An 18,244-nucleotide genomic window follows, 5' to 3' on the forward strand; every position below is an offset into this window, starting at 1 on the left:
GCCATTGACTCATGCATGGCCGAAGGTCTCGTTCGCCGCTGTTACGGTGGACTGCCGGGCATCATCGCTGAGTGCCAGTATGTCGACAGGCCGCGGAGCCTGAACGCCCCGGAACTACTCCCCTTCGCAAACATCAATCCTACCTGCTCCCGATGCGGGCGCGGTCACTGGCTAGGATGAAGCGGTGCATACAGCTCGCGAAAACGACGACGACGCCGGCCGGCGCGGTCTCGCCGGCCGACTCCTCCGCGGCGGCAGCGAACCAGACCCCAGGTTCACCCTGGCCAATGAGCGCACGTTCCTCGCCTGGATCCGCACCTCGCTTGCCCTCATGGCCGGCGGCATCGCCGTCGAGGCGTTCACCGCCGACATCTTCAACCCCAAACTGCGGACCACCCTGGCGGTCCTGCTCCTGCTGTTGGCGATGATCATCTCCTCGGTGGCCTGCTTCCGGTGGCTCAACGTCGAGCGCGCAATGCGCCACGGGACACCCTTGCCGCTTCCGTTCCTGGCGCCGCTCCTGGCCCTTGGCGGCGCGGCAGTGGCTGCCGTCGTCGTCGTGTTTGTCCTCATGCGGGGCAGCTGAGATGACCGTCCTGGACCGGGATCCCGGTCTGCAACCGGAGCGGACCTCCCTCGCGTGGGGCAGAACCATGATGGCGCTGGTCGGCGCCAGCCTCCTCTTCCTGCGATGGGTTCCCGTTCACGGCTGGTATGCGGGGACCCTCGTGCTCTCGGCGTTGATGGCCGCGCTCGGGATTTACGTGAGCCAACGGCACCGGTACGCCAGGAGCGTCGCGGGAGTCTGCCGGGGCCGGGTGCATGCCGACGTGGTCGCGGTCCTATGCACGTCCGCTGTGGTGCTGGCGATGGGCGGCCTGGGAATCTACACCGTTCTGTTCATCCCGCTGTAAAGCGCTGCACGTAGGGTAGAAGCAAACCTGCCTGCTTTCGGCATGCCCTCCCACCCAAGGAAGAAGCGCCCGTGGAATACAGACGCGACAGCACTGCAGCATCGAACCGGTCAAACCCCTGGAAAGACGGACTCGGTCGGACGAGCATCCGCGGTGCCCAGTTCCTGCTGCTGCTCACGGTGCTGGTGGTGTCCATCTACGGGCTCATCCAGATCCGCCTGGTGGTCATTCCGCTGCTTCTGGCCCTGATCCTCGCGGCAGCAATCAGTCCTCTGGTCAACATGCTCCGGCGCAAAGGCTGGCCGAGTGCAGCGGCGACCGCGTTTTCCTTCTTCCTCTTGCTGGCGGTCCTCGGCGGGGTGGTCACCGCGATTGTGTTTGCGGTGCGCAGCCAACTCGACGAGCTCGTAGCAAGCGCCTCGGAAGGCTTTGACCAAATCTATGACTTCATCCGGACAGGACCGCTGCCCATCGAGGAATCCCAGATCGAGGATGCCCGCCAGGCGTTGGTCGATTTCGCCACCAGCGCGACGGTCGGTTCCACCGCCCTTTCGGGAATCACGGCGGCGGGCGAGTTCCTCGCCGGCGCGGTGTTGCTGTTGGTTATCCTCTTCTTCTTCCTCAAGGACGGGGACAGGATCTGGGCGTTCCTGCTGCGGCCTTTCCGCGGCGAGCGGCTTCACAAAGCGCAGCGGGTAGGCTTCCGAAGCCTTGAGGTTCTGGGCGGGTACGTCCGGGGAACGGCGATCATCGCGCTGGTCGATTCAGTCTTCATCGGTATTGCGCTGCTCATTCTGGGCGTTCCGCTGGCGCTGCCGCTCGCCGTCATCGTGTTCGTCGGTTCCTTCGTGCCGCTGGTGGGCGCCACGGCGGCCGGTGCTCTGGCCGCGCTCGTGGCACTGGTGGCCAACGGACCGTTCGTGGCGCTGATGGTGATCCTCGCCGTCGTCGTGGTGAACCAGCTGGAGGGGAACTTCCTGCAGCCGGTGGTCATGGGTCGGTCGCTGAGCATCCATCCACTCGTAATCCTGCTGGCACTGACGGCGGGCACCATCCTTGCCGGCATCGTGGGCGCAATCCTCTCCGTGCCCGTCGCCGCTGTCGCCTGGGCCGCAATCAAGGTGTGGACCGGAGAGGACGAACCGGATGTGGACCCGGAGGAGCTCCCGGCTCCTGCCGACTCCGCAGCCGCAGCCTCCATCGAAGAGCCAGCCGCCCCTACGGAGTAGTCTCAGCGCACCGGGGTTGTGGGTCCCTCGAGAGGGACTTCCTCCTGGATCTCGCCTGAGACGCGCTTGTTCCATGCCGCCATGACCGCGGGTTCGGTTGGCTTCGTGGCGAGCGACACCGCCACGTAGCACACGGCGGAGGCGAGCAGGCCGAAGTAGATCGGTTCGTTCGCGTACAGTCCGTCGCCGATGGCGAGGCCCGCGTAGACGGCGAGCGTGCCGAGCGTGACAACGGACCCGGCGATCATCGACACCGCAGCGCCGGGACCGGTTCCGCGCTTCCACACCAGGCCGCCGAGGATGGCGACCAGCAGACCGCCGACCAGGATGTCGTAGGCGATGGTCAGCGCAACGACGACGTCGTTGAGCAGGATTGCGGTCAGCACTGCCAGCACTCCAAGCGTGAGCACCCACAGGCGGTTCCCGGCGACGTCGTGCTCCGGGTTGGACTCCTTGCGTCCCTCGGCCGCAACCGCTGCTCCGCCGCGCAGGCCGTGACGCCGCCAGCTGCGGACGAAAGGCACGACGTCGGAACTCGCCACGGTGGCCGCCGCAATGAGGGCGCCGGACGCAGTGGACATCATGGCTGCGACTGCGGCCGCCAGGACAAGACCGCCGACCCCGATTGGAAGAACGTCAATGGCCACCTGGGCATAAACGTCGTCTGTGTTCTCGAGGACCGGAAGCAGCACACTGGCGGCCATGCCGATCATCGCTCCCGCGACGCCGTACAGGATGCAGTAGATGCCTGCCGTTGTGCCGCCCCACCGGGCGACACCCGGCGTCCTGGAGGTGAAGACGCGCTGCCAGATGTCCTGGCCAATGAGGAGCCCGAGTGTGTAGACCACGAAGTAGGTGATGATGGACTGCGCACCGATGCCGGTGATGTTGAAGAACTCTTCTCCCGCCCGTTCGCGGATGCCCTCGAAGCCGCCGGCAGCGGAAAGCGAGAAGGGGAGCATGAGGGCGAAAACGCCGATGGTCTTGATGATGAACTGGGCCATATCAGCCAGGGTGATGGACCACATCCCGCCGACGGTCGCGTAGATCAGAACGATGATTCCGCCAAGTGCGATGGCAAGCCAGCGCTCGAGGCCGAACAGTACGACGAAGATGGTGGCGTACGCGCCGGTGGACGTAGCGCACAGCACGACCGTGTAAGCGAGCATGACGAACCGGCGATCTTCGTGGCTTCGTGGCCGTACCGCAAGGTCAGCATCTGCGAGACCGTGTAGATCTTCAGCTTCTGGATAGTCGGAGCGAAGAGAAGGCTGAGCACCAGTACGCCGGTGCCGATGGCGACGACAAGCCACATGCCGGAGATACCGAACTGGTAGCCCAGTCCCACTCCGCCGACGGTGGAGGCTCCGCCAAGGACCACCGCCGCCATCGTGCCGGTGTAGAGCACTGGTCCCAGGCGACGCCCGGCGACGAGGTAGTCGCTGGTGTTCTTGGTGCGGGACTTGCCCCACCAGCCGAACGCGAGCATCGAGATCAAATACAGCACCACGATGGCAACATTGAAGAATTCCATGGTTCTCCTGCAGTGAACTATTTCACCTATAGGCAACAGATGTTTCCCTGGAGGCTAGTTGTGACCCATCTAACAGGTCAAGTGTGACGCCGCATAAAGCATCTGTATGCTCGTGAATCAGCGGTGGGAAGGAACCATATGAAGGCTTTGCCAGTAGAACCCAGCAATGCGCCGGTGGCGATCGGTTCCCGGATCCGGTCCGCGCGGCAGGCGCAGAGGATGACGATCGAGCAGGTCGCTGACTCCACGGGTTTGACCAAGGGTTTCCTGAGCAGGGTGGAACGGGATCTGACCTCGCCGTCCGTCGCCTCCCTGGTCACCCTGTGCCAGGTGCTGTCCATCTCGATCGGTGACCTCTTTACGGTTCCGGAAACGCACCTCACACGACTTCAGGAGGCGCCCAAGATCAGCCTGGGCGGCGAGGGGATCAATGAGCGTCTCGTGACAGCGCGCTCCGAGCGGCGCCTGCAGATGATCAGGGCCGTCATCGAACCGTTAGGTAAGGGCGAGTCGGACCTCTATTCGGTGGACTGCGAAGTGGAGACCCTGCACATCATCGCCGGTCGCTTTGAGCTGATCTTCTCCAACGCCCGCTATGACCTTGAAGCCGGTGACACCATCACCTTCCCGGGCCGGGAGCCGCACACCTGGGTCAATCCCTCCGATGAAGAAGCGGTTGTCCTATGGACGCTGGTTCCGGCGGCTTCAAGAAGCTGACGACGGCGCCCCGATCGGCTATGCCACTCGTTACCGAGATACCAAGTCGGCTTATGGAATACTGATCGAACGACGCCGGTCCGGACTTGACCGGTGTCTGTTGTGGTCAAATTTGCAGCCAGCCGGCTTGCGCCGGTTGTTTGCCTCGATGCCTCGACGATCCGCCCGCGCCAGTGCTGGCGCGCTAGCTTGTGAAGGGACTGGAGCAATGAAGACTTCTAGGACAGCAGCAGGATTCGCGGTGGTTTCGGCCATCGCGTTAGCGGCCACCGCCTGTGGCGGCGGTGGCGGCGGGGAAGCGGACTCGGGCGAGGCTGCGGACTACGGGGCCGAGCTTTCGGGAACCATGACCACGGGCGGATTTACCCTCGGCGACGAAGTGGCGACCTCGCGTGCAGACTTCGCCACCGCAGCCCTTGAAGAGGACGGCGTGACCGTCGAGATCAACGAGAGCAACTTTGACCCGCAGCGGTTCGCGGCGCAGGCCGCGAGTGGAACCCTTCCCGACCTCGTGGTCATGGACCGCCAGTATGTGGCGACCTATGCTGCGAAGGGCCTGATCGAACCGGTCGATGAGTGCTTCACCACCCACGACGTCAGCGCCGAGGAACACTACTATCCGGCCGTGCTGCAGGACGTGACGTACAACGATCAGGTGTACGGCATCCCGCAGTTCTGGCAGCCGTGGGCAATCATCGCCAACACCCGGGTCATGGGGGAGGCAGGCGTGACGCCCGAGGATCTCGACACCTCCAACCCCGATGCCGTCCTCAGCGCCGCCGAGGAAATGTACGAGTCGGAGGGCGACGCACCTTCCCGCCTCGGCTTCGACCCGCAGATGCCGTCACAGGCTCCGGTCTGGTTCGCGGCCTTCGGCGGGGGCATCATGGATGAGACCGGCAAGCCGACCCTGGATGATCCGGCGAACGTCGAGGCCCTGACGTGGCTGAAGGAAATCTATGACGCTCAGGGCGGCTACGAAACGGCGTACAGCTTCAGCCAGACGTGGGACTTCTTCGGCGAAAACAACCAGTTCGTGGCGGATCAGGTAGGTGCCGGGCTGTACGCGCAGTGGTACCCCAACGTGCTCTCGGACTTCGCTGACCAGCTCGAGGTTTCGGGCGTGCCGCTCCGCAATCAGGACGGCGATCCCATCGCCGTGGCCGGCGGACAGTCCTACGTGATCCCGACCGGAGCCAAGAACAAGGCAGCCGCCTGCAAGTGGGCTGTCCAGAACACTTCGGATGATGCCTGGATGGCAGCGGCTGAGGCTCGTGTCTCCGGTATGGAAGAAGGCGGCATGTTCACCGGCATCTTCACCGGTTCACCTACTGCCGACCAGAAGATCCGCGACGAATACCTTGAGGCAACGGGCAACGAGGGCTTCGACCAGTTGATCGAGTCCTACTACCAGGCTCTCGAAAACGGCGTCCCGCTCGGCTCTTCGCCGGCAGGTCTGGAGATCCAGACCGAACTGCAGAACGCCATGGCGCCCGCGATGTCCGGTGACAAGACCATCGAGGAAGCGCTCGGGGATGCCCAGGCCGCTGCGATGCTGGTGTACGAGCAGGCGACTGCCGGCGCCCAGTAACGTGCGCCGTCGTCAGTAGATCATCACGCAAAGAGGGTGGGAGCCGGCTCCCACCCTCTTTGCATGCCAACTCAACGCTTGGGTCAGCCCTTGCGGCCCTGGCCCGCCAGGCCCTCGATGAAGTAGCGCTGGCCGAAGGCAAACAGGATCAGCATGGGTAAGGTCACCAGCAGCGCGGCCGTCATCACGTACTGGTAATCTGCCTGGCCGCCGGAGGTGGGGCTGAACAGCGACATCGCGTAGGAGATGCCCAGCGGTACCGTGAATTCCTCCGGGCCGCCGAAGTTCAGGTAGATCAACGGAGCCTGCAGGTTGTTCCAGCTGGCCTGGAACTCGAAGATAAAGACGATGATGAAGGACGGGATGGACAGCGGCATCGCGATGCGCCAGAACAGTCCGAAGTAGCTGCAACCGTCGATGCGCGCTGCTTCGAAGATGTCGCGGGGCAGTCCGAGGAAGAACTGGCGCTGCAGGAAGATGTAGAACGCAGACCCGAAGAGGTTGGCTCCCCAGAGTGGGACGGTTGTCCCGAGGAAGCCGAGTTCCTTCCAGATCAGGTACGTCGGGATCATGGTGACAGCTCCCGGCAACATCATGGTTCCCAGCACCAGCCCGAAGAGCAGGTTGCGGAAAGGGAAGCGGAAGTAGGCAAAGCCGAACGCCACCAGGGAACTCGAGAACGTGACCAGGCCAGCGGCCAGCAGCGCAATGATCAGGCTGTTCGAGATCCAGGCGAGCAGCGGCAGCTGGTCCCACACCTCGACGTAGTTCGAAAAGACCCAGGTTTCGGGAATGAGGCGATTGTCGAAGACGTCCTGGCGCGGTTTGAACGTTGCCGCCAGCAGCCACACGAACGGATAAAGGAACAGCGCGGAAAATCCCAGCAGGAGGAACCACAGAATGGCGCGCCCAATGATGCTGCGTGGCTTGTACCAGGGGAAACGCTGGTTGGGTGCGGCGGCTGACTTCGCCCGCGGATCCGATTCAACGGCTGCCTGCGGCTGTGAGTTGATTACTGAAGCCATGGCCTACCTGCCCCCTTCGTAGTAGACGAACTTGTTCCCGAAACGCACCTGGAAGATCGTGATCAGGAGGATGATGACGAAGAGCAGCCAGGCGATTGCAGCGGCGAAGCCCATGTTGAACTGCTGGAACGCCTGCTGGAAAAGGTAGACGCCGACAAACAATGCGGCGTCCGGTGACCCGCTCTGCGTGTCGCGATAGAACAGCAGGAACGCCTGGTCGAAGACCTGAAGCGCGGCGATCGTCAGGACGATGGTGCAGAAGAAGAGCGCATTGGAAATCATCGGCAGCGTCACCGAGAAGAACTGGCGGATCGCCCCCGCACCGTCCAGCGCGGCCGCTTCATACAGATCCTGAGGAACATTTTTCAGCGCGGCGAGGAGGATCAGCATGGTGCCGCTGACGCTCCAGAGACCGATGATGATGATCGAGGGTTTCATCCAGTTGGGATCGATCAGCCATTGCGGCCCGTCAATGCCGAAGATGCCGAGGAAGCCGTTGATAGCGCCGGAGTTGCCGTTCAGGAGCAGAAGGAAGATGGACGCGGCGGCAACCGACGGCGTCATCTTCGGCAGGTAGTAGATGATGCGGAAGATTCCCGCTCCACGATCGGGAATCCGGTGCAGCAGGTATGCCAACAGCAGTGCGAAGCAGATCTCGAGCGGCACGGACAAGATTGCGTAGTACAACGTGTTGCCCAGCGATGTCATGACCTTCGGGTCCTTGAACAGCAATTCGTAGTTGCTGAACCCGACCGGTGAGGCGGTGTCCGTGGAGAGGTCGTAGTTGGTGAAGGAGATGACCAGGCTGTAGATCATGGCGCCGAGAGTGAAAACCAGGAACCCGATCACCCAGGGAAGGATGAACAGATAGCCCGCCCTCGCCTCGCTGTTGAACGGTTCCTTGATCCAGCGGGGACGCCTGATTCGTCTCTTCCGTTGGGAGTCAATCGCTGTGGCCATGCTGCACCTCCTTGCTGTCGGCAGGGTCGCTTCTGACAAGAGTAAGCCATAAGCCTGCTTTGTTTAGGGCAGAAATCTTCCCATCGGAGAAGCGATTTGCTATACGCGGTGAGGACGGTCGCGATAGCGTAAACGCCACCCCTTCAAGGTCAGGAGCAGTGCATGGACTGGACGCTGGAAGTTGTCGTTGTGCCGGTTTCAGACATGGCCCGGTCGATTGAGTTCTACCGGGACAAACTCGGTTTCAACCAGGATCACGAGACCGACGTCGGAGGCATGCACTTCACTCAGCTCACACCTCCGGGCTCAGGGTGTTCCATTGTTTTCGGGAATGGCCCGGGTATGCGCTCAATGGAGCCGGGCACGCTGAAGGGTTTGCAGCTCGTTGTCTCGGATATCAACGCGGCGCGCGAGGAACTGATGAGCCGCGGCGTCGACGTCGGTGACATTACCGTCTTCGACGAGCGCGACGGCGGCACCTTCTTCGGCTTCGACGATCCCGACGGTAATTCCTGGGCTGTGCAGCAAATCAAGGCCCGCGCCGATAAGCCGTTGATTCCGCCTTCCTAGCGCCGCTGCCTAGCTTTCCTGCTTCAGCTTGCGCCAGCCGCCCGCCCGGTTGTTGGCGATGATCTGCCTGAACATCGCCAGCAGTGCCGGCGCATTGACCGTGTCGCCTTCGTAGAACGCAACAGTTCGCGCGGTTTTGTTCTGCTGTCCCGCCGTGATGATGCCTTCCGGGTCGGGGACGATTGCGCCGTCGTACAGGAACACGTTCAGGTGGTCCTTCGTGGTGAGGAAGGCGCAGATATTGCCCTTCAGTACGAAGTAGGGCTGAACGGTACGCTTGATCGTTTCCTCGACTTCGGGATCGGCGGAGTGGATGAGGTCCCGTACCTCACGGCAAATCTCCTGCTGCCAGGTGGGGAGTCCGTCAATGTAGGCATCGACGCGCGGATCCGGTGAGTAGTGCATGATTCTCCTGCTGTGATTCTTCTGCTGTGATTCGGTTGCGGTGCGCGCCGGTTTGCCCACTTTCGACTGCTTCGTAGCGATCATTGTGGTGTGGGTTGGCCGCCATGTCGAGGGCAGTGCACAGGGTCGCGCGAAGAAGGTGGGCAATCCGTTTCGCAGCGGACCTGCGACATTGACTGAGACCCGCTTCACAATTAGCCTTGCTGGAAACAGTTGATGCCTATTAGGCAACTCACCGCGCCGCACGGCGGAGAACAGAAGGAGTCACATCCATGGAAGAGCTGCGCGTTACAGCCGGTGGCCGTCTCGGGCCGATCGATTCAGCCCGCATACCCCGCTATGCCGGAGCGGCTACCTTCGCGCGGCTTCCGCGGATCGACCAGGTGGAGAAGGCGGACATCGCCGTCGTCGGCGTGCCGTTCGATTCCGGGGTTTCCTACCGGCCGGGCGCGCGGTTCGGTGCAAACCACGTCCGCGAGGCGTCCCGCCTGCTGCGGCCCTACAACCCGGCCATGGACATCTCGCCCTTCGAGCGCGTACAGGTCGCCGACGCCGGCGACATGGCGGTCAACCCCTTCAACATCCATGAGGCCATTGAGACGGTTCAGCAGAACGCGCTGGATCTCACGCACGACGGCGCCCGGCTGGTGACACTCGGCGGTGATCACACCATCGCACTCCCGCTGCTCCGCGCGGCGTCCGAGCGCGCCGGAGAGCCGGTTGCGCTGCTGCACTTCGATGCCCACCTTGACACCTGGGACACCTATTTCGGCGCCGAGTACACGCACGGCACCCCCTTCCGCCGTGCCGTGGAGGAAGGGATCCTGGACACCGAAGCCATCTCACACGTCGGAACGCGCGGGCCGCTGTACGGCGTGAAGGACCTCGAGGACGACCGGCGCTTCGGCTTCGGCATCGTCACCTCCTCCGACGTCTTCCGGCAGGGAGTCGATGAGATTGTCGCCAAGCTCCGCGACCGCATCGGCAACCGCCCGCTCTACGTCTCCATCGATATCGATGTGCTCGACCCTGCCCACGCGCCGGGGACCGGTACGCCGGAAGCCGGCGGCATCACCAGCCGTGAACTGCTCGAGATCCTGCGCGGTCTGCGCGGGATGAATTTGGTCGGTGCCGACGTCGTCGAGGTTGCTCCCGCCTACGACCATGCGGAGCTCACCGGCGTGGCGGCGTCGCACGTGGCCTACGATCTGGTGAGTCTGATGGCCGACGACATCTCCACCCGAAAGGACGGCTAATGCAGTCCGTTGAAAGCGACGCCACAGTTCCCCCGCAGCCCGTGACTGGCCAGCGCAACGGCGGTGACCTTGTTGTCGAGACGCTGAGTGCGCTCGGCGCGACCACGGTCTTCGGCATTCCGGGCCAGCATGCGCTCGGCCTGTTCGATGCCCTGTCACGCTCTGACCTCCAGTTCGTCTCATCACGCGTGGAAAACAATTCAGCGTTCGCGGCCGATGGGTTTTCGCGCGCTACCGGCGAAGTGGGCGTGCTGTTCCTTTCCACGGGTCCCGGCGCGCTGACGTCGCTGGCAGGGCTGCAGGAGGCATACGCCACCGGTGTGCCGATGGTCGTAATTGCGAGCCAGATTCCGCTGGAGGGTCTCGGCGCCCGCCGCAAAGGCATGCTGCACCAGCTCGATGACCAGAAGGCGTCCGCCGCCAACGTCACCAAGAGCCAGCGGCTGATCCAGCATGCTTCCGGCATACCGTCCGCCATCCAGGACGCGTGGACCGAGGCCGTCTCCTCCCCGCAGGGACCAGTGTGGGTTGAGGTGCCGCAGAATGTGCTGCTGGATCCCGTCGTCGTGCCCAGGGTGGAGGACGCCCTGGCGGAGCCGTTCGACAACCCGCCCCGCGTGGAACTTGTCCGCGAGGCAGTGAAATGGTTGTCGGAAGCAAAGCGCCCGGCGATCGTGGCAGGCGGTGGCACGCGACGAGGCAAGGCCGAAAAGTGGCTGCTGTCGCTGGCGGAAAAGCTCGACGCCCCGGTGCTCTGCTCGCCCGGCGGTAACGGCGCGTTTCCCTGGAACCATGAACTTTCGCTGCAGTCCTGGGCTGAGGACCGCTACATCACGGAGGTGCTCGAGGACGCCGATGTCCTGCTGGTGATCGGATCCTCGCTCGGTGAAGTGACGTCCAACTACTTCACGCTCGAGCCGCGCGGACGCATCATCCAGATCGACGCCGAGCCGCGGGTCCTGGAGTCGAACAGGCCGGCTTTGGGCATCCGGGCCGATGCAGGCCAGGCGCTTGCCGCACTGGACGACGTTCTTGAACCCGTCGAACGCCGGACCGGCGACTACGACCCCCGCCGGCTCGTTGCCGAAACGCTCGCCAAGGTTCAGGCGCGCCTCGATTCACAGGACCTGGCCAAGGAGCGTACGTTCATGGCCGACATCCGCTCCGCTGCGCCGGATGACATGCAGACCTTCTGGGACATGACTATTTCTGCGTACTGGGCCTGGAGCTGCTGGGATTCCCGTGACGGTGAGTTCCACTCCGCGCAGGGCGCCGGCGGCCTCGGATTCGGTTTTCCCAGTGCCATCGGCGGTTCGGTGGGGCTCGCCTCGAAAGGACGGCCGGCGCGGGTACTCGCTGTCTCCGGCGATGGGTCGGCCATGTACTCGATTGCCGAGCTCGCCACCGCCCGCCAGCACGACCTGCCGGTCACGTGGCTGATTGTCGACGACGGCGGGTACGGAATCCTCCGCGAGTACATGGAGGGCGCTTTCGGAAAGGCCACCGCAACCGAGCTCACCCGACCTGATTTTGTGAAGCTGGCCGAGTCCTTCGGCGTTCCCGCGGTCCGAGTCGCACCGGAGAACGTGCGGGAGGCGTTGGAGGCGAGCTTCGCGGCGGAGGGGCCCAACGTCGTCGTGGTGGAGACGCTGCTGAGGTTGTTCGCCCCGACTCACCTGTAGGTTGGGAAACACCCCTTCCAACATGCAAAGGACCCGCCGTGTTCGACCTGCGCGATCTTGACAAGCCGATCGTCGGAGCGCCCATGGCGGGCGGGCCGACGACGCCGGAGCTCGCCGCCGCGGTGACCAACGCCGGTGGCCTGGGGTTCCTCGCCGCCGGCTACCGCGCGCCGGAGGACGTCGAGGCGCAGCTGCGCAGCGTCGCTGGCCTGACCGGAGGGCCCGTGGGTGTGAACCTCTTCGTGCCGGATTCGTTTCAGCCCGAGCCGGGGCTGCTCGATGCCTACGTGGAGTCGCTGCGTCCGGAGGCTGCTGCGCTGGGCGTCGAGGTAGGCAACCCCCGGAACGACGACGACGGCTGGGACGCCAAACTCGCAATCGTTATGGAGGCCAGACCGGCGGCGGTGTCCTTCACTTTCGGATGTCCGGAGGCCTCAGTCCTCGCGCGGATGGCCGGTGCCGGGATCCTCTCCATAGTCACGGTGACGACGGCGGCCGAGGCGCAATGTGCGGTAGCAGCGGGGGCCCGGGCGCTCGCGGTGCAGGGGCCGAACGCCGGCGGTCACCGCGGAACATTCAGCCAGCAGGAACTGCCTACCGATCAACTCCTTGAGCAGACGCTGGCCAGCATCCGGTCGGTAACCGGGCTCCCGCTTGCGGCCGGTGGGGGAGTGGCCGGTCCCGACGACGTCGGACGGTTGCGTGCACAGGGGGCCGACGCCGTGCAGGTGGGCACGGCGCTCCTCCTCGCCGACGAGGCGGGGACGAATCCAGTGCACCGGGCAGCGCTCAGTAACGGACAGTTCACGGGAACCTCCCTCACCCGGGCCTACACCGGACGCTATGCGCGCGGACTCACGAACCGATTCATCCGTGAACATCTAGACGCTCCCGCGGGCTACCCCCACCTGCACTACGCGACGGCTCCGTTGCGGAAGGCTGCCGTCGCTCAGGGCAACCCTGACGTGGCGCACCTGTGGGCGGGAACAGGGTTCGCCTCGGCTGCGGCCGCACCGGCGGCAAGCATCATCGGGTCGCTGGCTTAGAGCGCCCCTCGCAGGAAGCGCCGGCGTAAACCGCCTGCAGTCAGACGGCGGTGGACTCCCGGGCCATCACCTGGAACTGCGTGAGAATTTCCCGCGGCGCGGGTCCGGCCGGGTTCTTGATGCGTTCCAGGAGCACCCGAATGGCCGTTTCTGCGATCTCCCGGCGCCCCGGATTGACGCTGCTCAACGTGGGGATCGAGTAGCGGGTCTCGTCCAGGTCATCGAAGCCGATCACGGCAACATCAGTCGGCACGCGGCGCCCGGCCTCCTGAAGCACACGCATGGCGCCTTGCGCCAGGGTGTCGTTGAAGCCGAACACGGCATCGAACTCCACCCCGCGGTCGAGGAGATCGTGCATGGCTTCGGCACCGTTGGCGCGGTGCCAGGTACCGACGTAGGCGACGAGGTCGTCGTCGTACGCTATGCCGCGGGCTTCCAGCGCTTCGCGGTAGCCCCTAAGGCGGAGACCTGCGGACCCGATGACTTCACCCTCATGGGCACCGACGACGGCGATGCGCCGCCGCCCGGTGTCCAGCAGGTGTTCGGTGGCGGCACGTGCGCCCTCGACGTTCTGCATGGTCACGTGGTCGCAGTTCCCCGAGAAGATCCGCTCACCGAGCAGCACGATGGGCACCTCGGCGGTGACGAGCGCCGCGTCCTCTTCACCGAGGCCGAGCGGGCTGAAAATCAGCCCATCCGACATGCGCAGACGGGGGCTCTTCAGCACCTCGAGCTCGCGGTCACGTTCGCCGCTGGTTTGTTCCACGAGCACCACCAGGCCGCGGGCCTCAGCCGCACCGATGACGGCGTCGGCCAGTTCCGCGAAGTAGGGGAGGCGCAGCTGGGGGACGGCGAGGGTGATCGCGCCGGTATGGCCGGAGCGCAGGCTGCGGGCGGTGAGGTTCGGACGGTATCCCAGCTGCGCGATCGCCTTGTTGACGCGCTCCCGCGTGGCCGGCCGGACGTTGGGGTGGTCGTTGATGACGTTGGACACCGTCTTGAACGACACCCCGGCCACCTGGGCCACGTCATGCAGGGTTGCCGCCATGGGAAGTGTCCTTTTGTAGTGTTGGTGCCGGTGGGGTCCGCACATGCGTGCCCCACCGGCAATATATCGTGTTGTAGCGTTTCGGGTCTCTGACCCGCGAATCAGGTCATCGCTTGCCTGCGCCCGGTGCCCGAACCTCCAGTGCGACGGGTTCGGTGGGCGTGACACCGTGCGCGTTCGAGAAGACCGCCCGCACCAGGAGCCCATCCTGATCGGCGCTCAGGTGCTTCAGCGTCAGTTGTGAGCGGCGAAGACCCTCGCCCGCATTGATCGTGCGGGGCTGCTCGGTCAAGCGCTGCCACGTGGCACCGTTGTCTGCCGAGGTTTCCCACTGCGCGACCGGGGCCGGGGTGCCGGATGCCTCCGCGCGGAAGGTCGCCTTACTTCCGACGACGCCGGACGCCGGCTTGGGCGCCTGCGTCACCGCGGGCAGGTCAACGGTCTGGTCAAACTCGGGCCAGCCGTCCACCCAGTTGATCTTCTGAAGTCCGAGGGTGGGGAAGTAGGGAATGTCCTTGTTGACGCCGTCGTAGTAGTGGAAGGCAAGGTAGTCACCGAAGACCGACTGTCCGCCCGGTCCGGTCACGGCACCGTGAGCGTCCAGCACTACCGTGCCGCCGCCACCGAACATGTCCCGGCCGTCCTTGTCGAGGTACGGTCCCGTGACGGACGTGGACCGTCCCACCGCGATCTTGTAGGTGGAGTCGCCGCCGCGGCAGCAGGAGTCGAAGGAAACGAAGAGGTAGTAGTAGTCACCGTTCTTGGTGATGTACGGGGCCTCGATCGGGTTGCCCCACATGAACCTGTCGGCGATGTTCACTGTCTGGGACTGCCAGTTCTCGACCGGCTTTCCGCTGGGCCACTCGATGGGAATCAGGAAGATCCCATACCAGAAGGATCCGATGGCCATGTAGGGTTTGCCGTCCTCACCCTCCACGATGCCGGCGTCAATTGCGTTGAACGTCTTGTTGGGGTTGTTGGGGTCGAGCCCGGCTGCCGGTGAGGAGACCACGAGGCCCTGGTCGACCCACTCGTAGTCAGGGTCCTCGGGATCAAGCGTGGTGTTGGTGGCCAGAGCGGTGAGTGAGTTGCTGGTCCCGAACTGGGAAGCCGAGTAGTACAGGTAGTACGTACCGTCGTTCTCGTAGATCTCAGGTGCCCAGAGGTTGTCCGGCAGGGTGCCGCCGGCGAAGTGATCGTCGATCCAGCCCGGGATCTGGTCCCACACTGCACCCGTGTACTCCCACGTGGTGCCTTCGTCGTGCGAGGACCAGATCTGGATGGTTCCGCCGTTCTCGCGATTGATCCGGCCGGTCGAGTACACGTACCAGGTGCCGTCATCGTCGATGATCAGGGCAGGGTCGTGAATGGGGGAGGTTTCGCCGACGACGGACTTGCCGCCGGGAAGGTCCTGGGTGAACGGGGTTCCCTGGCCGGTCCAGGTTTCGGACGCCTTCAGTACGTTGCCCGTTTGGGTGGTGTCGGTCTGCACAGCCGGTGCGGGTGCGATGCCGGTGAGGATGAGGCCTGCGCTCATGCCGAGGGCGGCTGTTGCTGTGGTGATGCGCTTGCGGAGCTGGCTTTGCGGTGATCGTGACGTCATCATCACGGTCCTTTCGGTCAGGAGTGCGCTGGTGTTTGCAACGTTGAAAATATCGCATGCGAATAGTGGGCCGTCAAGGTTTAGTAAGTTGTTCCCTGACGATTGGCGAGTGGAGCCGGTCGGGTCCGAGGAGTGCAGCCGGGAATTTCCGCAACACTGTTGACGCCCGAATGTGATCTATGCCATTCTCTTTTTCAACGTTGTAATCAACGTTGTAAATCCGGCTCAGCAACCAGAACGAACTGGTGTGCCACATCAACCTCTAACCGGAAGGACCACGTGATGATGAAGTCACGTACCATCACCAAGACCATCGCGGCAGCAGCAGCTGCAAGCTTCCTGCTCAGCGGGTGCGCTGCGGCCGCCGGCGGCGGCGGCGATGATGGCGAAAAGACCCTCACCTTCATGTACCGCGGTGGGCCCGATGACAAGAAGGCGTACGAACAGGCAGTCGCGCAGTTCGAGAAGGACAACGGCGTCGACGTCAAAATGGTCCAGACAACTGCTGACCAGTACACCACCAAACTCAAAGCAGCCATTTCCGGGCGCCAGATCCCGGACGTCTTCTACATCAGCCCGGGCGAAGTCCAGGCTTACGTGCAGAACGGCATCATCAAGGACATCACAGAGCACGTCGAGGGCTCCGGGAACATCGATCTGGACAACATCTGGGATTACGGCGTGGACAGCTACCGCTTCGACGGTGAGCTCAGTGGCCAGGGTGCGATTTACGCGCTGCCCAAGGACGTCGGCCCGTTCTCCTTCGGCTACAACAAGACCATGTTCGAGGAAGCCGGCATTCCGCTTCCCGACCCTGAAAAGCCCTACACCATGGACGAGTTCGTCGAGGTAGCCAAGCAGCTAACGAAGGACACCAACGGCGACGGCAAGCTGGACCAGTGGGGCACCGGCCTCAATGCCACATGGAACCTTCCGGCATTCGTCTGGTCAAACGGCGGTGACTGGCTGAACGAGGACCGAACCAAGGTCACCATCGACACTCCTGAGTTCACGGAGGCTCTGCAGTGGTTCGCGGACCTGCAGAACGAGCACAAGGTCACCCCGTCCGCTGGTGAGGCACAGACCCTCGACACCTACCAGCGGTGGATGAAGGGCGAGATCGGCTTCTTCCCCGTAGGCCCTTGGGACCTTTCCACCTACGAAAAGCTTCCCTTTGAGTACGACCTGATCCCCTACCCGGTCGGTGCGACCGGTGAGCCTGCCACCTATACCGGGACCCTCGGCATCGCGGTGTCCAACGCGTCCAAGCACCCGGAGGAAGCAGCGAAACTAGCCACCTACCTCTCCGCCAACGAGGAAGCCCAGCAGACTCTCACCGACGCCGGGGTGCAGATCCCAAACCTGGAAGACATGGCTGAGGAATGGGCCAGCGACGAGTCCACCAAGCCGGCCAACAAGGGCGAGTTCCTTCAGGTGGTCCGTGAGTACGGACGGCCCCTGCCGTCCGAGCTCACCTACAACGCTGAGTGGTATGACGAGTTCTTCACCAACATCCAGCCCGTGCTGGACGGCAAGAAAACTGCCGCCGAGTATGCGAAGGAAGCCCAGCCGAAGATGCAGCAGTTCCTCGACGCGGCAAACCAGCAGGCAGGAATCGGTGGCTAGTCTCCGGACAGGCCGGACGAACCGCTGAACAGACCAGGTGCCGTGGCCGTGCGAAGGCCGGCCACGGCACCGCTCCAGCCGGGCACCTGCCGGGCAAAGCCACCCGTTTTTGAATCAACGAGGATTTCAGATGTCCACCACCACGCGCCGATCCCGGCTCCACCGGCAGGAACACAGGACTGCGCTGGCGTTCGTTGCCCTGCCGGTCATCGGATTCCTGCTGTTCACCCTCTATCCGATGATTTTCTCCGTCTACGCGTCGTTCACCAGCTGGAACGGGCTCACTCCGCCCGTCTTCAACGGGCTGGACAACTATCTCACCATGGTCAAGGACCCGTACTTCCTGAAGGCCATGTACAACACGTTCTTCCTGATGCTGGGCATTCCGGTCGGCCTCGTGATTTCCCTGGCCCTGGCCCTGGCCATGAACCGGAAGATGCGCGGTTCTACTTTCTTCCGGACCGTGTACTACGTGCCGGTGATCTCTTCCATCGCCGCCGTCGCTATTTTGTGGCAATGGGCATTCAACGGTGACTTCGGCCTGATCAATCAGGTCCTCGCCGTTGTGGGAATCGACGGTCCCAACTGGCTCCAGGACACAGCAACGGTGAAGCCTGCACTGATCATCATGGCCATCTGGAAGGGCCTCGGGTTCTCCATGCTGCTGTACTTGGCCGCGCTGCAGTCGGTACCGCGTCACCTTTACGAAGCGGCCGCCCTGGACGGGGCCGGTGCCTGGCAGCAGTTCCGCAATATCACTGTCCCGATGGTGCGCCCGGTCACCTTCTTCCTGGTGGTCACGAGCGTTATCGGCGGTTCCCAGGTCTTCGTTGAAATCAACATCATGACACCGACAGGCGGCCCAGAGTTCTCCTCCGCAACCATCGTCTGGTACATCTGGCAAAAGGCCTTCGACAACCTGCAGATGGGCTATGCGTCTGCCATGTCCATCGTGCTCGGTCTCATGGTGTTCCTCATTACCTTCATCCAGTTCCGGCTCAACCGCCGCAACCAGTTCTCGATTGACTGAGGCAGGTC

Annotated in this window: 16 protein-coding genes and 1 pseudogene; 11 read left to right on the top strand and 6 right to left on the bottom strand. The window is 63.6% G+C overall.

Annotation, left to right across the window (positions count from 1 at the left end; translation table 11 throughout):
• Positions 1-184: 184 nt before the first annotated feature.
• The 3 genes from M1D74_RS03125 to M1D74_RS03135 all read left to right on the top strand — a co-directional run bounded on the left by M1D74_RS03125 (position 185) and on the right by M1D74_RS03135 (position 2,143).
• Positions 185-586, top strand: coding sequence for a YidH family protein (locus M1D74_RS03125; protein ID WP_458116443.1), 402 nt, complete (start codon positions 185-187; stop codon positions 584-586).
• A gap of 1 nt (position 587) precedes the next feature.
• Positions 588-914 (top strand): DUF202 domain-containing protein, encoded by a 327-nt coding sequence (locus tag M1D74_RS03130; RefSeq protein WP_458116444.1) that lies wholly within the window; start codon positions 588-590, stop codon positions 912-914.
• 71 nt (positions 915-985) lie between these two features.
• On the top strand, positions 986-2,143 hold the full coding sequence (locus M1D74_RS03135) for an AI-2E family transporter (RefSeq protein ID WP_458116445.1): 1,158 nt from the start codon (positions 986-988) through the stop codon (positions 2,141-2,143).
• 2 nt (positions 2,144-2,145) lie between these two features.
• On the opposite strand, the pseudogene M1D74_RS03140 reads toward M1D74_RS03135, so the two are convergent.
• Positions 2,146-3,677: pseudogene (locus M1D74_RS03140) on the bottom strand (sodium:solute symporter).
• 138 nt (positions 3,678-3,815) lie between these two features.
• On the opposite strand from M1D74_RS03140, the gene M1D74_RS03145 reads away from it, so the two are divergent.
• The gene (locus M1D74_RS03145) at positions 3,816-4,394 is read left to right on the top strand and encodes a cupin domain-containing protein (protein ID WP_309071967.1); all 579 of its coding nucleotides are present in this window, start codon (positions 3,816-3,818) and stop codon (positions 4,392-4,394) included.
• Between the two features lie 208 nt (positions 4,395-4,602).
• On the top strand, positions 4,603-5,985 hold the full coding sequence (locus M1D74_RS03150; RefSeq protein ID WP_458116446.1) for an extracellular solute-binding protein: 1,383 nt from the start codon (positions 4,603-4,605) through the stop codon (positions 5,983-5,985).
• A gap of 83 nt (positions 5,986-6,068) precedes the next feature.
• Here the strand turns inward: M1D74_RS03150 and M1D74_RS03155 are convergent, their stop codons facing one another.
• Both M1D74_RS03155 and M1D74_RS03160 read right to left on the bottom strand, forming a co-directional pair.
• The gene (locus tag M1D74_RS03155; RefSeq protein ID WP_309071965.1) at positions 6,069-7,010 is read right to left on the bottom strand and encodes a carbohydrate ABC transporter permease; all 942 of its coding nucleotides are present in this window, start codon (positions 7,008-7,010) and stop codon (positions 6,069-6,071) included.
• A gap of 3 nt (positions 7,011-7,013) precedes the next feature.
• On the bottom strand, positions 7,014-7,970 hold the full coding sequence (locus tag M1D74_RS03160; RefSeq protein ID WP_458116447.1) for a carbohydrate ABC transporter permease: 957 nt from the start codon (positions 7,968-7,970) through the stop codon (positions 7,014-7,016).
• Positions 7,971-8,132: 162 nt separating this feature from the next.
• Between M1D74_RS03160 and M1D74_RS03165 the strand changes: the two genes are divergently transcribed.
• Positions 8,133-8,540, top strand: a complete 408-nt coding sequence (locus tag M1D74_RS03165; RefSeq protein WP_458116448.1) for a VOC family protein — start codon at positions 8,133-8,135, stop codon at positions 8,538-8,540.
• Between the two features lie 9 nt (positions 8,541-8,549).
• Here the strand turns inward: M1D74_RS03165 and M1D74_RS03170 are convergent, their stop codons facing one another.
• Complete coding sequence (locus M1D74_RS03170) at positions 8,550-8,945, bottom strand: DUF1801 domain-containing protein (RefSeq protein WP_458116449.1); 396 nt, start codon at positions 8,943-8,945, stop codon at positions 8,550-8,552.
• 272 nt (positions 8,946-9,217) lie between these two features.
• Between M1D74_RS03170 and speB the strand changes: the two genes are divergently transcribed.
• The 3 genes from speB to M1D74_RS03185 are packed head-to-tail and all read left to right on the top strand — an operon-like array spanning position 9,218 to position 12,929.
• Positions 9,218-10,201, top strand: a complete 984-nt coding sequence (gene speB / locus M1D74_RS03175; protein ID WP_458116450.1) for an agmatinase — start codon at positions 9,218-9,220, stop codon at positions 10,199-10,201.
• Complete coding sequence (locus M1D74_RS03180; protein WP_458116451.1) at positions 10,201-11,883, top strand: thiamine pyrophosphate-binding protein; 1,683 nt, start codon at positions 10,201-10,203, stop codon at positions 11,881-11,883. Before speB ends, M1D74_RS03180 begins: the two co-directional genes overlap by 1 nt.
• Positions 11,884-11,921: 38 nt before the next feature.
• Complete coding sequence (locus M1D74_RS03185) at positions 11,922-12,929, top strand: nitronate monooxygenase (protein ID WP_458116452.1); 1,008 nt, start codon at positions 11,922-11,924, stop codon at positions 12,927-12,929.
• Positions 12,930-12,969: 40 nt separating this feature from the next.
• Here the strand turns inward: M1D74_RS03185 and M1D74_RS03190 are convergent, their stop codons facing one another.
• Both M1D74_RS03190 and M1D74_RS03195 read right to left on the bottom strand, forming a co-directional pair.
• Entirely contained in the window at positions 12,970-13,977 is a 1,008-nt protein-coding gene (locus M1D74_RS03190) for a LacI family DNA-binding transcriptional regulator (protein WP_458116453.1), read from the bottom strand.
• Positions 13,978-14,083: 106 nt separating this feature from the next.
• A complete protein-coding gene (locus tag M1D74_RS03195) occupies positions 14,084-15,583 on the bottom strand; it encodes a glycoside hydrolase family 43 protein (RefSeq protein WP_458116454.1) in 1,500 nt (499 codons plus the stop codon).
• A 279-nt stretch (positions 15,584-15,862) separates the two neighbouring features.
• Here M1D74_RS03195 and M1D74_RS03200 point away from each other — a divergent pair, with 279 nt between their 5' ends.
• On the top strand, positions 15,863-17,206 hold the full coding sequence (locus M1D74_RS03200; RefSeq protein WP_309072630.1) for an ABC transporter substrate-binding protein: 1,344 nt from the start codon (positions 15,863-15,865) through the stop codon (positions 17,204-17,206).
• Between the two features lie 130 nt (positions 17,207-17,336).
• Positions 17,337-18,236, top strand: coding sequence for a carbohydrate ABC transporter permease (locus tag M1D74_RS03205; protein WP_309072629.1), 900 nt, complete (start codon positions 17,337-17,339; stop codon positions 18,234-18,236).
• The last annotated feature ends 8 nt before the right edge of the window (positions 18,237-18,244 follow it).

It is taken from the genome of Arthrobacter sp. D2-10 (assembly GCF_054161285.1).

Excerpts from the sequence above, each read along its gene's own strand:
- M1D74_RS03190 (WP_458116453.1), bottom strand. The coding sequence starts at position 13,977 with ATGGCGGCAACCCTGCATGACGTGGCCCAGGTGGCCGGGGTGTCGTTC.
- M1D74_RS03195 (WP_458116454.1), bottom strand. The coding sequence starts at position 15,583 with ATGATGACGTCACGATCACCGCAAAGCCAGCTCCGCAAGCGCATCACC.
- M1D74_RS03200 (WP_309072630.1), top strand. The coding sequence starts at position 15,863 with ATGATGAAGTCACGTACCATCACCAAGACCATCGCGGCAGCAGCAGCT.
- M1D74_RS03165 (WP_458116448.1), top strand. The coding sequence starts at position 8,133 with ATGGACTGGACGCTGGAAGTTGTCGTTGTGCCGGTTTCAGACATGGCC.
- M1D74_RS03150 (WP_458116446.1), top strand. The coding sequence starts at position 4,603 with ATGAAGACTTCTAGGACAGCAGCAGGATTCGCGGTGGTTTCGGCCATC.
- M1D74_RS03205 (WP_309072629.1), top strand. The coding sequence starts at position 17,337 with ATGTCCACCACCACGCGCCGATCCCGGCTCCACCGGCAGGAACACAGG.
- M1D74_RS03130 (WP_458116444.1), top strand. The coding sequence starts at position 588 with ATGACCGTCCTGGACCGGGATCCCGGTCTGCAACCGGAGCGGACCTCC.
- M1D74_RS03180 (WP_458116451.1), top strand. The coding sequence starts at position 10,201 with ATGCAGTCCGTTGAAAGCGACGCCACAGTTCCCCCGCAGCCCGTGACT.
- speB (WP_458116450.1), top strand. The coding sequence starts at position 9,218 with ATGGAAGAGCTGCGCGTTACAGCCGGTGGCCGTCTCGGGCCGATCGAT.
- M1D74_RS03155 (WP_309071965.1), bottom strand. The coding sequence starts at position 7,010 with ATGGCTTCAGTAATCAACTCACAGCCGCAGGCAGCCGTTGAATCGGAT.
- M1D74_RS03145 (WP_309071967.1), top strand. The coding sequence starts at position 3,816 with ATGAAGGCTTTGCCAGTAGAACCCAGCAATGCGCCGGTGGCGATCGGT.
- M1D74_RS03170 (WP_458116449.1), bottom strand. The coding sequence starts at position 8,945 with ATGCACTACTCACCGGATCCGCGCGTCGATGCCTACATTGACGGACTC.
- M1D74_RS03160 (WP_458116447.1), bottom strand. The coding sequence starts at position 7,970 with ATGGCCACAGCGATTGACTCCCAACGGAAGAGACGAATCAGGCGTCCC.